Source organism: Nocardia sp. NPDC004718, assembly GCF_053601535.1.
The window spans coordinates 61,741-76,840 of sequence record NZ_JBSGCA010000003.1 but is presented as its reverse complement, the minus strand read 5'-3'; the positions used below and the strand labels follow the sequence as shown (position 1 = coordinate 76,840).

Annotated in this window: 14 protein-coding genes; 9 read left to right on the top strand and 5 right to left on the bottom strand. The window is 66.0% G+C overall.

Going from position 1 to position 15,100, the window contains the following annotated elements; genetic code table 11:
• Positions 1-798: 798 nt before the first annotated feature.
• A complete protein-coding gene (gene dnaA / locus ACWEH3_RS03775) occupies positions 799-2,727 on the bottom strand; it encodes a chromosomal replication initiator protein DnaA (RefSeq protein WP_450015938.1) in 1,929 nt (642 codons plus the stop codon).
• Between the two features lie 634 nt (positions 2,728-3,361).
• Between dnaA and rpmH the strand changes: the two genes are divergently transcribed.
• The 9 genes from rpmH to ACWEH3_RS03730 all read left to right on the top strand — a co-directional run bounded on the left by rpmH (position 3,362) and on the right by ACWEH3_RS03730 (position 11,310).
• Positions 3,362-3,505: a 50S ribosomal protein L34 gene (gene rpmH, locus ACWEH3_RS03770; protein ID WP_006550910.1), complete on the top strand. Its 144-nt coding sequence runs from the start codon at positions 3,362-3,364 to the stop codon at positions 3,503-3,505.
• Between the two features lie 21 nt (positions 3,506-3,526).
• The gene (gene rnpA / locus ACWEH3_RS03765) at positions 3,527-3,958 is read left to right on the top strand and encodes a ribonuclease P protein component (protein WP_450015940.1); all 432 of its coding nucleotides are present in this window, start codon (positions 3,527-3,529) and stop codon (positions 3,956-3,958) included.
• Complete coding sequence (gene yidD, locus ACWEH3_RS03760; protein ID WP_356963229.1) at positions 3,955-4,353, top strand: membrane protein insertion efficiency factor YidD; 399 nt, start codon at positions 3,955-3,957, stop codon at positions 4,351-4,353. The genes rnpA and yidD overlap by 4 nt, the downstream gene beginning before the upstream one ends.
• 4 nt (positions 4,354-4,357) lie before the next feature.
• On the top strand, positions 4,358-5,437 hold the full coding sequence (gene yidC / locus ACWEH3_RS03755; RefSeq protein WP_450015943.1) for a membrane protein insertase YidC: 1,080 nt from the start codon (positions 4,358-4,360) through the stop codon (positions 5,435-5,437).
• 115 nt (positions 5,438-5,552) lie between these two features.
• Entirely contained in the window at positions 5,553-6,104 is a 552-nt protein-coding gene (locus ACWEH3_RS03750) for a Jag family protein (RefSeq protein WP_450015945.1), read from the top strand.
• A 142-nt stretch (positions 6,105-6,246) separates the two neighbouring features.
• Positions 6,247-7,038: a 16S rRNA (guanine(527)-N(7))-methyltransferase RsmG gene (rsmG, locus tag ACWEH3_RS03745; RefSeq protein WP_450015947.1), complete on the top strand. Its 792-nt coding sequence runs from the start codon at positions 6,247-6,249 to the stop codon at positions 7,036-7,038.
• A gap of 1,250 nt (positions 7,039-8,288) precedes the next feature.
• A complete protein-coding gene (locus tag ACWEH3_RS03740) occupies positions 8,289-9,245 on the top strand; it encodes a ParA family protein (protein WP_379250117.1) in 957 nt (318 codons plus the stop codon).
• Between the two features lie 70 nt (positions 9,246-9,315).
• On the top strand, positions 9,316-10,329 hold the full coding sequence (locus ACWEH3_RS03735) for a ParB/RepB/Spo0J family partition protein (RefSeq protein ID WP_356963227.1): 1,014 nt from the start codon (positions 9,316-9,318) through the stop codon (positions 10,327-10,329).
• A 252-nt stretch (positions 10,330-10,581) separates the two neighbouring features.
• Complete coding sequence (locus ACWEH3_RS03730) at positions 10,582-11,310, top strand: GNAT family N-acetyltransferase (RefSeq protein ID WP_450016048.1); 729 nt, start codon at positions 10,582-10,584, stop codon at positions 11,308-11,310.
• A 71-nt stretch (positions 11,311-11,381) separates the two neighbouring features.
• Here the strand turns inward: ACWEH3_RS03730 and ACWEH3_RS03725 are convergent, their stop codons facing one another.
• From ACWEH3_RS03725 to ACWEH3_RS03710, 4 genes are all read right to left on the bottom strand, one after another.
• Complete coding sequence (locus tag ACWEH3_RS03725) at positions 11,382-12,575, bottom strand: peptidoglycan-binding protein (protein ID WP_450015949.1); 1,194 nt, start codon at positions 12,573-12,575, stop codon at positions 11,382-11,384.
• Positions 12,576-12,722: 147 nt separating this feature from the next.
• On the bottom strand, positions 12,723-13,055 hold the full coding sequence (gene trxA / locus ACWEH3_RS03720) for a thioredoxin (RefSeq protein WP_450015951.1): 333 nt from the start codon (positions 13,053-13,055) through the stop codon (positions 12,723-12,725).
• A gap of 56 nt (positions 13,056-13,111) precedes the next feature.
• Complete coding sequence (trxB, locus tag ACWEH3_RS03715) at positions 13,112-14,122, bottom strand: thioredoxin-disulfide reductase (protein ID WP_450015953.1); 1,011 nt, start codon at positions 14,120-14,122, stop codon at positions 13,112-13,114.
• Between the two features lie 108 nt (positions 14,123-14,230).
• Positions 14,231-15,004 carry a hypothetical protein gene (locus ACWEH3_RS03710; RefSeq protein WP_450015955.1) on the bottom strand — a complete coding sequence of 258 codons (774 nt, stop codon included), beginning with the start codon at positions 15,002-15,004 and terminating at the stop codon, positions 14,231-14,233.
• Positions 15,005-15,100: the final 96 nt, after the last annotated feature.

Below are 15,100 nucleotides of genomic sequence, written 5' to 3'. Positions count from 1 at the left end.
TTCGAAGTCTGGCACAGGCGACCGACATCAAACCGTACCCGCGCGAGGGACGTGCACCTAGCCCGACCCTCCGGTGCCGCCGATGGCCGAGCCACGGGGCGGACGCAAGCGGGGCGGCGAGAGAGATCGGGCCGGGCGTGCGGTGGGCGGACGGACGCCGCACGGCGGTCGGTCGTCGGGACGGGGATCCCGCTCCGGGTCGGTCCCTCTTCCTTGCGGGAAACCGGGAGCGGACGGCGAAGTGCGTCGCTCGACCGACTTTCCACACACCCTGTTTTGAAGGGAGATCTCTAATGAAAAGAACTGAAGTAGTAGTAGGCGCTGTGGATTCTGTGGACTGCGGCCGAAACCGCTGTTCAGGGGGCGTGGTGCCGTGGGGATGGCCATGGAGTGTCTCGAGGATGAACACGAGGCGTCTGTGGAGGTTCCGTGGTTGTCCCGGATTCATCCTCGAGCGCTCCTCGAGTTGTTCCACCGGATTCACCCGGTTGTTCACACATGTGCACGAGATCGTGGACAGCTCGAGGAATCCTCGAGGACTCCACACGGACTCCTCGAGGATTCCACAAGGCCAGATCCGGACACTCCCTGGTCAGCGGCTGTGTGCAACTCTGCCTGGGGAAACTGTTGAATTCGCCCTGTGAGGGAACTCGAGGGAGCGGTTGCCCCGACCTGTGCACGGATCGGTGGACAAACCGGTGGATTCCTCGAGGACTCCACAAGGATTCCTCGAGGAATCCACAACCCACAAAAAAGCACCGCCCCAGGTCAGGGGCGGTGCTCAGGTGTGGATAGCGCTCAGCGGGAGCGCTGCTTGATCCGGGCTGTGAGTTCTTGCACCTGGTCATAGACGCGGCGCCGCTCGGTCATCTCCTTGCGTACCTTCTTCTCTGCGTACATCACCGTGGTGTGGTCGCGGCCGAATGCCTGGCCGATCTTCGGCAGGGACAGGTCGGTCAGCTCGCGGCAGAGATACATGGCGATCTGCCTGGCTTGGGCCAGCGGCCGCGCTTTACCTGGACCGGTGAGTTCTTCGAGTGTGGTGTTGAAGTACTCCGCCGTGACGGCCATGATCGTGGCCGCGTTGATCTCCAGGGCCGCGGTGTCCGGCATCAGATCGCGCAGCACCACTTCCGCCAGCGGAAGGTCCAGCGGCTGGCCGTTCAACGAGGCGAACGCGGTCACCCGGATCAGCGCGCCCTCCAGCTCGCGGATGTTGCGCTCCACCCGGCTGGCGATCAGTTCCAGCACGTCGTGCGGTACGTCGAGCCGGTCCATCCGCGCCTTCTTCCGCAGGATGGCGATGCGCGTCTCCAGCTCCGGCGGCTGTACGTCGGTGATCAGTCCCCATTCGAATCGGGTCCGCAGCCGCTCTTCGAGTGTGGCCAGTTGCTTGGGCGGACGATCCGAGGAGACGACGATCTGCTTGTTGGCGTTGTGCAGGGTGTTGAAGGTGTGGAAGAACTCCTCTTGGATGCCTTCCTTGCCCTCGATGAACTGGATGTCATCGACCAACAGGATGTCGGTCTCGCGGTAGCGGCGCTTGAACGCGACCTTGCGGTCGTCACGCAGGCTGTTGATGAAGTCGTTGGTGAACTCTTCGGTCGAGACGTACTTGACCCGCATGCCGGGGAAGAGACGCTGTGCGTAATGGCCGGCCGCGTGCAAGAGATGGGTCTTGCCCAACCCCGATGCGCCCCAGACGAACAACGGGTTGTAGGCCCGAGCCGGGGCTTCGGCGATGGCTACGGCCGCGGCATGCGCGAAGCGGTTGGACGCGCCGATGACGAAGGTCTCGAAGGTGTACTTCGCGTTCAGGCTCGCCGAGGACGTCGACGGAGCGGGTGCTTCCTGCGACTTGGCGAAGTAAGTGGGCCAGGAGTTGCGGACATTTACCACGGGCTCGTCGTCCTGGTCGCGGTCACCCACCGGCTCGCGCACCGGATCGTGCGCCAAGCCCGTGTCGTCGTCGGTGGTCTCGCGCATCGGCGCACGCAGCGGGCCGCGCACACCGCTCGGCGACGGCTCCGGATTGAACAGCGACTCCTGCCCCGGAGGGATGGCGGGCTCTCGCCGCGGCGGAAGCCCGGGTTCGCGGCGCGGCGCGGCGTCGGGCCCGGACATCATGGGCAGCTCGGCGGTCGTGGCGTACTCACCGCGCGGTGGATAGTCGGCGTGCGCGTACTCCGGCTGGCGGTACTCCTCCGGCGGGGCGAAGTCCTGCCCGTATTCGGCGCCCGGGTAGTCGGAGCCGTCGTGGTACGCGGGCGCCGCAGGAAAGTCGGTGGGCTGTGCATAACGTGGCCCCGGGTAGGCATCGCGACCGGGGAACTCCGAACCCGGGTAGGCGGCGGGAGCACGGCCCTCTCGGTTGCGCTCCGGCCTGCTCGTCATCCGCGCGTGCCGCGGCGTGTTGGTCTGCCGGTCGACGGTCGGGGTGGTCGGGGCGGCGATGCGCACGCCGAGCCCTTCCACCTGAGGTCCGAGCCGACGGCCGAGAGAACGGAGGATGGGCTCGCGCAGATCGCGTTCGATGGCCTCCTGGGCCAGCGACGAGGGCACGGAGAGCAGCGCGAACCCCTGTGCGACCGTCAGCGGCTTGACCAGCTTCAGCCAAGCCTGCTGTGCTCGGGTCACCGGAGGAATAGCGCCGTCGGGCGACCCGGTGGTCAGCTCGGTGACAACCTCGGGCCACACCGTCGCCAGCACGTTCTGCTCGTCGTCCATGCAGTTTCCTCCCCGGAGTAGGTCGATAGGAGCAGACGGCCGGGGCACGCGTGGAATGTGATGCTCGGGATGGATCCCGTGATCCTGCGTACGTCCGTAACCGGTTCGGACGCTGCCCGGGTCCCCCATCTGGACAGCGGCGTGGCACCGTCGGCCCTACGAATATGCCACTCCAGGGGTCTTTCCACACAATTATCCACAGATGTGGAGAACCCTCGAGAACTGTGAAACGCGCGTACGCGCGGGAAGGGCAACGCCACGACCTGGGGTTCTGCAGCAATCGCCTGGCTACGTACCTTAGTGGCGCGGGGTGCGCGATGGCTAGGGGTGTGGACGAACTCACGGTCATTGCCAGAATGCCTGACTCCGGCGAGCCGATTCCGCCTGGTCGCCGGGGCGAGCGAAGCGATGGGGCGAGTTTGACCCGCCCCGGGCCGATCAGTACCCTCGTACAGTCACCCCTTGGTGCGGTGGCGGTCTTGTGCTGACCGCGTTTAGGTCGTGATCGACCGACTGTGCGCCAGGACCGACGCGCGCCGATGATGACCAGACCTGCGATTCATTCGCGCAATATACGTATCACCGACAAGCTTCGGGCACTACCTGGTGCCCGCCTACTCGAGGAGTGTTGACCGTGGCCAAGGGCAAGCGGACGTTCCAGCCGAACAACCGTCGTCGGGCGCGGGTTCACGGCTTCCGCCTCCGGATGCGCACCCGTGCGGGCCGCGCCATCGTGTCGGCGCGTCGCCGTAAGGGCCGCGCCTCCCTCACTGCCTGATCCTCGCTCTCGGACGCTCGGGTGTTGCCTGAGCCGTATCGGTTGCATCATCGTGCCGACTTCTCCCGGACGGTGCGCCGCGGCCAGCGAATCGGGAGGCGTGATCTGGTCGTACATGCGCTCGCGCGCGGGTATGACGGAATCGTGGGCGCGAATGGACGACACGATCAGGTCCCGGACGACGTGCTGATCCGCGTGGGCGGACCGCGCTTCGGGCTGATCGTCAGCAAGGCGGTGGGCAACGCGGTGATTCGACATCGCGTCGCCCGCCGCCTGCGTCATATGTGTGCCCAGGTGGTCGACGAATTGCCCGCCGAGACCGATGTCGTCATCCGCGCGCTTCCTGGCGCCGCTACAGCGTCGTCGGAGGACCTGCTGCGCCAGCTGCGCACCGCACTGCGCAAGCTCGGCGTCGGCGCTCAGGCGGGTATGTCGACGGGTGGCCTGGCATGAGCCTCTGGGCGAAGATCGCCAGACTGCCCGCGAACGTGCTGATCTTTTCGATCGAGCTGTATCGGACCTACGTCTCCCCTACCCGCATGCCGGTGTGCCGATTCACCCCGACCTGTAGTGAGTACGCGGTGACCGCATTGCGCACTCGTGGCCTGTTCATGGGGCTCTTACTGACGGTCGTGCGCTTGGCCAAATGCGCGCCCTGGCACCCTGGTGGGTGGGACCCCGTCCCGGAGCGGAAGCGAAGTACGCATCGCGCCGAGCCGGCGGACGGGGCAGCGACCGACGCGACGTCGCAGGAAACGAGCCTGCTCACCGGACCGCGGTCGGAGCCGAAAGCTTGTAAAGGATCGCCGCACGCGGTGATCGGCGACACGAACGACGGGAGTGCATAGAGCCGTGCTCGACTTCATCTATTACCCGGTGTCCTGGATCCTCTGGTTCTGGCATCGGGTCTTCGGGTTCGCGTTCGGCGCGGACAACGGTCTCACCTGGGCGCTGGCCGTGGTGTTCCTGGTGTTCACCTTGCGCCTGGTGCTCTACAAGCCGTTCGTCAAGCAGGTGCGCACCACCAAGCAGATGCAGGAACTGCAGCCGCAGATCAAAGAGCTGCAGAAGAAGTACAAGAACGACCGTCAGAAGATGGCGGTCGAGATGCAGAAGCTTCAGAAGGACAACGGCTTCAACCCGCTGATGGGCTGCCTGCCGATCCTCGCTCAGGTGCCGGTGTTCCTCGGACTCTTCCATGTGCTGCGCTCGTTCAACCGGACCGGGCACGGTATCGGCCAGCTCGGAATGACGCCGGAGCAGAACGCGAACACCGCGAACTACGTCTTCAGCGCCGCCGATGTCCAGTCCTTCCTGAGCGCTCGCATCTTCGGTGCGCCGATCTCGGCGTTCATCACCATTCCGCCCCCCCAGTTGCAGGCCTTCGCCGACTACGGCGGCGTGCCGACCAAGTTGAGCATCGCGCTCGTCGCGATTCCCTTGATGGTCATCGCCGGTATCGCCACGCACTTCAACGCGCGTGCTTCGGTCGCGCGGCAGACGCCGGAAGCCGCGGCCAACCCCCAGGCCGCGATGATGAACAAGCTCGCGCTGTGGGTGTTCCCGCTCGGCGTGCTCGTCGGTGGCCCATTCCTGCCGATCGCCATCCTGCTGTACTGGGTCTCCAACAACATCTGGACCTACGGGCAGCAGCACCTCGTGTTCGGCCGCATGGCGAAAGAAGAAGAGGCCAAGAAGCAGGCGAAGCTCGAGCAGCGCGCGCAGAACGCGCCCAAGCCCGGAGCCAAACCGGTCAACGTGAAGAAGAAGCCGGCCACCGCCGCTGCCGATGCCACGTCGGACGAGGACACTGCTGTCGCGTCGACGAACGGCACCGCGAAGCCGCCGAAGCAGTCGGCGGGCCAACGGCGTCCGGCCGGGCAGAAACGGCCGGGTAACCGGGGCAGGGCGAACCAGAAGCGCAAGCGCTGATCGCACCATCGGTGGGCCGAGCCGCCCACCTCGATCGCTGAGCAACCCCCTTGATCGCGAATACCGCCCGGCGGCGATTGCCCGGCGCGCGCGATGAGCAGATGAAGGAAATCAAATGACTGTTGAGACCGACGGAGGGGACGCCACCGTGGCGACGACGACGGCGAACGCCGGAGCGGACACCGACGATGTCGTGAATGATGCCGAGGAAGCGCTCATCGAGGAAGGCGAGATCGCGGGCGACTATCTCGAACAGTTGCTCGACGTGCTGGACTTCGACGGCGACATCGATCTCGACGTGGAAGGCGATCGCGCCGTGGTGAGCATCGACGGCGGACGTGACCTGACCAAGCTCGTCGGACGGAACGGCGAGGTGCTCGACGCGTTGCAGGAACTGACCCGGCTCGCCGTCCAGCAGGCGACCGGAGTGCGGAGCCGGCTGATGCTGGACGTGGCGGGTTGGCGGGCCAAGCGGCGGTCCGAGCTGAGCGAACTCGGCGCAGCGGCGGCGCAGCGCGTACTGGAGTCCGGTGAGCCGGAGTCGCTGGCGCCCATGACTCCGTTCGAGCGCAAGATCGTGCACGATGCTGTGGCGGCCGTGGAGGGCGTGAGCAGCGAGAGCGAAGGTGTGGAACCGAACCGGCACGTGGTGGTCGTTCCCGGCTGAGTCGCGACATCCCCAGAGCGGGCGGCGTGTTTCGCGGCCCGGATGGGTAATGGTTGGATAGGGCCTCTGGTCTTCGGACCGGGGGCCTTGTTCGTGTCCGGAGCCCGATTGCTCGTTCGTAGATCGACCCGAGTTCGGAAGGATGTTTCACGTGGAACGAGATCTCGGTGGAACCACCGCGGACCCCGCGGAGGTGGAGCCACCCGCGTCGGCGGCGACCGTCTTCGGCGACCGACTCGATCTCGCGCGTCGATATCGCACGGCGCTCGCGACCGCGGGCGTGGAGCGCGGACTGATCGGCCCGCGCGAGGTGCCCCGCCTCTGGGATCGCCACATTCTGAACTGTGCGGTGCTCGGCGAGTTGATCGCCGAGGGCGCGTCCGTGGTCGACATCGGCAGCGGTGCGGGCCTGCCGGGCATCCCGCTCGCCATTGCGCGTCCGGATCTCCGGATCACTCTCGTGGAACCACTGCTGCGCCGAACGATCTTCCTGAGCGAGTTCATCGAATCGGCCGGACTGGACGTGACCGTGGTGCGGGGGCGCGCGGAGCAGTCGGGCGTCATGAAGGAGGCCGGTGGCGCGGACGTGGTGACGTCCCGCGCGGTGGCCCCGCTCGGGAAACTCGCCCAGTGGTCCCTTCCCCTCCTCCGCGACCACGGGCACATGCTCGCGCTCAAGGGAGCGAGCGCGGCCGAGGAACTCGAACGCGATGGCGAGGCGCTGACGAAGGCCGGCGCGGGTAACGCGGTCGTCCTGGAATGTGGCGTCGGTCTGGTGGCGACGCCCACGATGGTGATCAGCGCAGAGCGCCTCCCCCGCGCCGAGCGAGCCACCCGACGGCGCGCCGAACGAGCGGTCGAGCGTGGCGGAAAGGCTGTCCGCGCCGCGACGACGGAGCGTGCGCGTAAGCGTGCGGCACGCAAGGCCAAGTAGCAGCTTCGATCGCGAAGGCTCGACCGTCGACCTCGGGCCTGGGATCGTTTCGTCACTCTGACGGAATGGCCCGGTTGAACGCGCTTGATTTGCTTCCTTTCGATCCGTCGGCTGGGTCCCGTGCGGCACCTCCGTCTGGCGTGCGGCACCTCCGTCTGGAACGGCGTGGCCGCTTGGTGGCTGAAGTCGAGGTTGCCGTCTGCCGTGGCTGGGGAAAGAGATTGCTACTGGCGTCGCGGTTGGCTCAAGTCCGTTGTGTGTCGGGTGAGAAGTCGTCGGGTTGTGTGCGCGTGGGTTGCACAGATTCCCACGCGGATTGGATTCACGTGAAACATCGGCGGGAAGGCGGTCCGCGGCGAGCCTGGAGCGAAACCCGAAGTTCTATGTGAGCGTGGCCGAGTCACACTCGACTTCATCGAGGTGCGTCTCGAACTACATCCCGAGCCTGAGACAGGGGTGGGTTGCGGATCTAGCGGGCGCTTCTCGGATCACCAGGCTGCGGCCCGTGTTTCACGTGAATCAAAGCCCCTCCGAACGAGTCCGCCGGAATCCTGAGCGCGTCTGGAATTGTCACCCGATGTTTCACGTGAATCGGTTTCGCTCCGCTGGAGACGCGACCAGTCTCCGACCACAGCTGAGGGGCAATGAGTGTGGTCCTTCTGGTCGCCGCGCCACTCTCGAAGCGCGGCAACACATACCCCGGTGTCGTCAAGCCTGTCGATACGCGACCGAGCTCAGTCCATTCGAAGTAACGCGGGGCTGTGTGCCGGTCCGAGGTTTGTCAGCCGAAGCATCTGAACCAGGTCGGTCGAACAGTCAGTGCGAGTAATCATCCACTATCCGCGCTCGGTCACGCGGCATGCCTGCTGTCCCACGCACCGTCCGACGGCAATGTTTCATGTGAAACAGCGTGCGCGTCGAGGCGAATTCGTGCGGATTTGCGTGTCGCTTTGCGCCTCGCCGCGATTCAGCTTTCTTAAACCGCTCAGTGCTGGCAAGCTAGTGTGCGTCGGGCGTGAGCGTAGGTGCCACGAGGGATCTGGTTGTCACAGCGGCGCGCAGCTCCGCTCGGTCGATCGGGCGCCGCGGAGCCGGTTGTGCATCGTGTTCGAACCGACAAAGGCTGTTGCAGATACGACGCCGACCCGTCCCGTCGCGCGCACGTGTTCTGAAGTTTCTCGGGTTAGGAGCTGTCTATGTCGAGCGGTCCGGCGAATGTTTCACGGGAAACAACGTCGCGCGTGCCGGGGATGCTGGACTCCAGCAATTTCGACACGGAGGCATTCGGAAGTACGCCGTTCGGGCACATCTCCCCCAGCGAGACCCCGATAGCCGCCGAAGCCCAACGTGCAAGTCAGGTCCTCCATCCAGGAAAGGTGACTGTGCCGAAACCCCACGAGCAACGGATCATCACGATCGCCAATCAGAAAGGCGGCGTCGGGAAGACGACCACCGCCGTGAATCTGGCGGCCGCCTTGGCGCATCAGGGGATGACGGTGCTTGTGATCGACCTGGATCCGCAGGGCAACGCCAGCACCGCCCTGGGTATCGAGCACCACTCGGGTGTCCCCTCCAGCTACGAGCTGCTCATCGGCGAGGTTTCGGTCAGAGACGCTATCCAAACGAGTCCGCACAGCGAACGCCTCCTCTGCATCCCAGCGACCATCGACCTGGCGGGCGCCGAGATCGAACTCGTATCGATGGTGGCCCGGGAGGGGCGCCTGAAAGCCGCTATCCAAGAGGCGAATATCGCCGGATACGACATCGATTACGTGATGATCGACTGCCCGCCTTCCTTGGGCCTGCTGACGGTCAACGCGCTAGTCGCGGCGAAAGAGGTGCTGATTCCGATTCAGTGCGAGTACTACGCGCTGGAAGGCGTGGGTCAGCTACTTCGCAATATCGGCTTGGTGCAGGCGCACTTGAACCCGGAACTGCACGTCTCGACCGTGATCCTCACGATGTACGACGGGCGCACCAAGTTGGCCGACCAGGTCGCCGAGGAGGTTCGCGGGCACTTCGGCGATGTCGTACTGCGGTCGGTGATTCCACGCAGCGTGAAGGTGTCGGAGGCGCCTGGTTACGGCATGACGGTGCTCGATTATGATCCAGGCTCCCGGGGCGCGATGAGCTACCTGGACGCCGGACGCGAAATGGCGGCCCGCGCGGTGGCCCCGCGCGTCGCCGCGACGAAGTCGGCGGAGTGACTCGGCCTGCCGGGTCGACGCTCGGCACAGTGCGGTTCGGTAGCGGAATGAGGAAGGGGTCGGTAGACCGATGAGTCAGGCGAAGAAGGGTGGTCTCGGGCGCGGTCTCGCCGCGCTGATCCCGACGACACCGACGGCATCACCGGGCCTCAGTAGCGCTGCGGCGAGTGTCATCGGTCTGGATCCGGTCGGGCCGCAGCCACCCTCGGCCTACCTGCACCGGGTACCGGATCCCGCCGACAACGCTGAACTGGAAGCAGGCGGCGCCGTCTACCGGGAAATCCCGCCGGACCAGATCGAGCCGAATCCCAAGCAACCGCGCACGGTCTTCGAAGAAGACGCGCTGGCCGAGCTGGTGCATTCGATTCGCGAATTCGGGTTGATGCAGCCGATCGTGGTGCGCCGGACCGAACCGGGTGTGGACCGCTACCAGCTGGTCATGGGCGAGCGGCGGTGGCGGGCCTGTCAGGAGGCGGGCCTGGCCGCGATTCCCGCCATCGTCCGGGAGACCGCGGACGAGTCCATGCTGCGCGACGCCCTGCTGGAGAACATCCACCGGGTGCAACTGAACCCGCTCGAAGAGGCGGCGGCCTACCAGCAGCTGCTGGAGGAATTCGACGTCACTCACGAAGAATTGGCTTCGCGAATCGGCCGCTCTCGCCCCGTCGTGACGAATATGATCCGTCTACTGAAGTTGCCGATCCCGGTGCAGCGCCGGGTCGCGGCGGGCGTACTGTCCGCCGGGCACGCGCGGGCACTGCTCGGTCTCGAAGCGGGTGCGGACGCCCAAGAGGTGCTCGCCGCCCGGATCGTCGCCGAGGGACTCTCGGTCCGGGCTACCGAGGAAGCCGTCATGCTGGCGAACCGAGAGCAGGACGCGGCCGCGCCCTCTCCCGTCGCTCGGCGCAAGCCGATCGAGATGCCAGGCCTACAAGCCGTGGCCGAACGGCTGTCCGGTTCCTTCGACACCCGGGTCCTCGTGAGTATGGGCAAGCGCAAAGGCAAGATCGTCGTCGAGTTCGGGTCGGTCGAAGACCTCGAGCGGATCGTCGCCCTGATGGAGCAGAACGCACCCGCAGTGTGACAGAAGTGACGAAATTTAACTTGTGGTTTCGATAGGTGCGGCTACCCCGCCGAAACGTCACTGTGACGGCAGGGGTACCGCAACGGCTGCGAGCGTGCATCGCTCCCGGCGGACCCACCCAAGTTCTTCCGACCAACAGCACAGCGACATGGAATGAGGCAGGTTCCCGTTGATCGCTTATTCTTGCTGGCGAGCAAACATTGATGCGACGTGAGCGTGGATGAATCGGACAGCTGGAGGCTGAGCAGAGCGGTGTCGACCAGCGTCACAGCACTAACCCTCGGCGGACTGGAGAAGCTTCCCGCGCATGCGCGGCGCTGTGTCTTCTGGGAGATGGACCCCGCCGTGGCCGAGGACTCGCGCAACTTCAGCGATCCGGTGTTCGAGAAGGAAGCCTGGCTGTCCACGGTCATGCTGGAGTGGGGTTCGTGCGGGCAGGTGGCGAACGTCGACGGCAACGTCGCCGGCTGCGCCTTGTACGCGCCACCGAGTGCCGTGCCGCGCGCCACCCTCTTCCCCACCTCCCCCGTGAGTCCGGACGCGGTCCTGTTGACCACGCTGCGGGCCGAATTCCCCTATCAGGATGCCGATGTCGCCCATCGCCTGGTTCAGGGCGTGGTGTCCGATCTGGTGCGTCGCGGCGTGCGCGCCCTGGAGGCTTTCGGTATCCGCACCGACCCGACCACGCAGGCACTCTCGGAGCGGTCCGGCTCGATGACACTGCTCGAGCGGATCGTCGCGCCGATCAAGAATGCGAACCCGGCGGGCGCGGCGACCGAATGCTCACCCGAGAGTTGCATGATCGACGCCGACTTCTTGGAGGATGTCGGCTTCGAGGTCGTGGCCCCGCATCACCGATTCCCGCGCTTGCGGTTGGAGCTCGCCTCCGATCACGGCTGGAAGGAAGACGTCGAACGGGCGCTGGATCAGCTGCTCGCGGCGGCGTCGATGACCGCGCCGACCCGTATCGGAGCGCGTTGAGCTGAACATCGAAGCGCCCCCTGCCGAGCTCGAAAGGGCTGGGGGCGCTTCGACTTACGAAAGACCGATGGCTACATCCGGTCGGCGGCAGCCAGCTCTTCGGCCAGCAGTTCCGCGAAAGTGTATGTGCCGGTGGGCTGGTCATCCTGACCGAGCAGGTACAGCCGCTTCACCGAGATCAGAATGGCTTCGGCGATCACGTCGCGCATGCGCGGGTTGGTGAGCACCGAGGCATCGTATTCGTTTGTCATATAACCGATGTCGACCTGCACCGTGGGCATCTTGGTGAGACGCAGCAGATCCCAGGTTCGCGCGTGAGTGCGGCAGTCCTGCAACGACGTTCGGGCGACGACCTCGCGCTGGATGAACCCGGCCAGCACCTGCCCGATCATGGACACCGAGCCGTGTGAGTTGCCGAAGTAGAACCCGGCAACGCCGTTGGCGAGCGGGCTCGGGTTGGCAGCACAGCGCAGGGAGATCATCAGATCGGCGTCGAAGGCGTTGGATGTTTCCGCGCGTTCGGCGTCGGTGGGGTTGGCGCCCCACGGCCGCGACAGGAAGGTCTCCATGCCCGTGGCAGCCATCCGCCCCTCCAGACGGCTGGCGAGATCCCACAGGATCTCCGACTCGTAGACGTCGCCGTACTCGGTGGGCACGGCACAACCCTTGTCCGGACCGCCGAGACCCGGGTCGATGACGATCCGCTTGCCGGTCAGCTGCGGCCCAGCCCGGTGCACGACCTCTTCCTCAGCGATCCGGTGTGGATTGCCGCCGGTGACCCTGGCGCCGAGCAGGTCGAGTGAGCGCAGCGTGTCGGGACCGCAGATGCCGTCGGCCGACAGGCCGATCTCCCGCTGGAAGGCGGTCAGCGCGTCGTGGGTGTGCGGACCGAAGTAGCCGTCGACCCGGTGCACGTAGAAGCCGAGGTCCTGCAGTCTGCGCTGGAGCGTGGCCACATCGTCGCCGTACAGCGGCGCGGACAGCTGATAGATCAGCGTGCGCGCGCCGAGTCGATAGGACGCTTCCTTCAGTGCCCGGTAGGTCGCCGGACCGACCACACCGTCGACGAGTAAACCGCGATGCTGCTGAAACGCGCGAACCGCGGAGTCGAGGTGATGGTCGAAGGACACTTCGGTGTCCTTCCAATATTCGCGTGCGTCCGCGGTGTCGGCAGCGACGTGCGCGTGTAGGAACCCGAGGCTTGCCAGGGTGCTCCGAACCTCTGCTACGGCTGGACCGGAATCGCCGTGACGAAGTCGGTGCATGCGTGAGAGCCCTTTCCTTCCGTCAAACCCGCGGGTACCCACTCATGCGATGGGATACACCTTCGCACGACCGGAGCGTCGGTCGATTGTCTCAGACCCGGACCGGGTTTCGACAATCCCCGGGTCCAGGCATCCTACGGCGCGTCCTCAGATGACGTCTTCGAGTTCGCGCAGAAGAGCCGCTTTGCCCTTCGCTCCGACGATCTGCTTGACCGGCTTACCGCCGCGGAACAGCATCATAGTGGGCAGCGAGAGGATCTGATAATCGCGGGCGGTGCTCGGGTTGGCGTCCACATCCAGCTTCGCGACGGTCAGCTTGTCCGCGTGCGCACCCGCGATCTCCTCCAGGACGGGCGCGACCATCTTGCACGGGCCGCACCAGTCGGCCCAGAAATCGACGAGGACCGGCTTCTCACTCAGCAGCACGTCGTCGGCGAAGGACGCGTCGGTGACGGTGACCGTGTGGGCGGACTCGGACATGGGTGTTCTCCTTGCGATACAGCGAGACGGAAAGGTATGGCTCGTCCAGCGCGAGCTCAGTTGGCGGCCACCGACTCACCCGCGTGGGCGAGGGTGTTCGAGGTGATGTCGCCCTGCTCGGCCAACCAGCGCTCGGCGTCGATGGCCGCACGGCAGCCCGTGCCCGCGGCGGTGATCGCCTGCCGGTAGGTGTGGTCGACGAGATCGCCCGCGGCGAAGACGCCGGGGATCTCGGTCGCGGTCGTCGGGTGCTGTACCAGCACGTATCCTTCGTCGTCCAAGGCGACCTGGCCCTTGACGAGTTCGCTGCGCGGATCGTGGCCGATCGCGACGAACAGGCCGGTGGCGGGCAGCTCGAAGGTTTCGCCGGTCCGGGTGTCACGCAGGGTCAGATGGGTGACGCTGTTCTCCCCGTGCACCTCGACCACCTCGGCGTTGAGCACGAACTTGATCTTCTCGTTCGCCTTCGCCCGTTCCAGCATGATGCGGGAGGCACGGAACTCCTCGCGGCGGTGCACGATGGTGACGCTGGAGGCGAACTTGGTCAGGAAGATCGCCTCTTCCATCGCGGAGTCGCCGCCGCCGACCACCACGATGTCCTGGCCCTTGAAGAAGAACCCGTCGCAGGTGGCGCAGGCGCTGACACCGCGGCCGAGCAGCCGCTGCTCGCCCGGAACGTTCAGGTAGCGCGCGGCCGAGCCCATGGCGAGAATCACGGCGTAGGCGTGGAAGGTCTCGCCGCCGACGACGACCTTCTTGATGGGGCCGGTCAGGTCGACCGCCTCGACGTCCTCGGTGCGGATGTCCGCGCCGAACCGCTTGGCCTGCTCGCGCATCTCCTCCATGAGATCCGGGCCCATGATGCCGCCGCGGAAGCCGGGAAAGTTCTCGACCTCGGTGGTGGTCATCAGCGCACCGCCGAACTGGGTCCCCTCGAACTGCAACGGCTGGAGCTCGGCGCGGCCCGCGTAGATGGCGGCCGTGTAGCCGGCGGGGCCGGAGCCGATGATGATCAAGTCGCGAACTGGCGTGCCGGTGTCGCTTTTTTGCTCGCTACGCTCGCTCATGAGGCCCTTCCGGGGAGATTCGATCGGACGTGTCGGTCAACAACAGGGTAATGGCTGTTGTTCCCGCGTCGGCGGGGTCACACCGCGCGGGTGGCCCAGATCGCAAGGTCAGCCGATGTCCTGCAGCGCCTTGCGCTGGGGATCGCCGGTAGCGCAGCCGGTCCCGACGACCAGCGCGGTGATCTTCGGCGGGTGCGGGCCGTTCAGCAGGATGAGCACCGCCTTGCCGCCCTGGAATCGGATGTCGGTCGAGCCGAGGATCGTGCGGTCCAGACCGTTCGCCCGGACGCAACGCTCGAGCGCTTCCGGGCCGGCCAGGGCTCCGGTGACGTTGTGCCTGCCCAGCGCGCCGAGGGCCACGGTGGCGGTGAGATCGTCACCCCAGTCGTCTTTTCCCGAGGTCGGCTGCGCCGTGGGCGCCGGGTCGTCTCCGCTGCGCATTGTCGAAGCCCAGACACCCGCGCCGATGACGGCGACGATCGCCGCGGCCGCCGCGGCCAACCAGCGCAACCTGCCGCGGCGGCGCTCATCCAGAGCCACCGGCGCGGATGCGAAATCGTCTGCGTCTGCGACGGATTCGCTTACCTGCCGGGGCGCAAGCTCATGCACCGTGGCGCCTTCGGGTGGCTCCAGCTCGTCGACGAACCGTGCGAGCCGGGCCGCCACGTCGTCCGGCATCGGATGGACGATGCGCTCGTTCCCGCCCAAGGCACGCAGCTCCGCACGCACGTCATCCAGCGCGCGCAGATACCGCACCGCTTCCGGGTCGCGCGAGACGATCGGCCACAACTGCTCGCGCTGCGCGGGCGTTACGTTGTCGGCATGTAGGTCAGCCAGCAATTCGGACGCGAACGGAGGCTGCGGCACGGACTCGGTAGCCATCGCACCTCCGTTGTTCGCATCGGACATCGCGGGGACCCCCTCGCCTACGGGGCCTGTCTCTGATTCGTTCAGTGGTTCGTCACTGTTAATGACGCA

Coding starts and splice junctions, on each gene's coding strand:
- yidD (WP_356963229.1), top strand. CDS start 3,955: ATGAGCCTCTGGGCGAAGATCGCCAGACTGCCCGCGAACGTGCTGATC.
- ACWEH3_RS03750 (WP_450015945.1), top strand. CDS start 5,553: ATGACTGTTGAGACCGACGGAGGGGACGCCACCGTGGCGACGACGACG.
- dnaA (WP_450015938.1), bottom strand. CDS start 2,727: ATGGACGACGAGCAGAACGTGCTGGCGACGGTGTGGCCCGAGGTTGTC.
- ACWEH3_RS03735 (WP_356963227.1), top strand. CDS start 9,316: ATGAGTCAGGCGAAGAAGGGTGGTCTCGGGCGCGGTCTCGCCGCGCTG.
- ACWEH3_RS03725 (WP_450015949.1), bottom strand. CDS start 12,575: ATGCACCGACTTCGTCACGGCGATTCCGGTCCAGCCGTAGCAGAGGTT.
- trxA (WP_450015951.1), bottom strand. CDS start 13,055: ATGTCCGAGTCCGCCCACACGGTCACCGTCACCGACGCGTCCTTCGCC.
- ACWEH3_RS03710 (WP_450015955.1), bottom strand. CDS start 15,004: ATGGCTACCGAGTCCGTGCCGCAGCCTCCGTTCGCGTCCGAATTGCTG.
- trxB (WP_450015953.1), bottom strand. CDS start 14,122: ATGAGCGAGCGTAGCGAGCAAAAAAGCGACACCGGCACGCCAGTTCGC.
- ACWEH3_RS03740 (WP_379250117.1), top strand. CDS start 8,289: ATGCTGGACTCCAGCAATTTCGACACGGAGGCATTCGGAAGTACGCCG.
- rsmG (WP_450015947.1), top strand. CDS start 6,247: ATGTTTCACGTGGAACGAGATCTCGGTGGAACCACCGCGGACCCCGCG.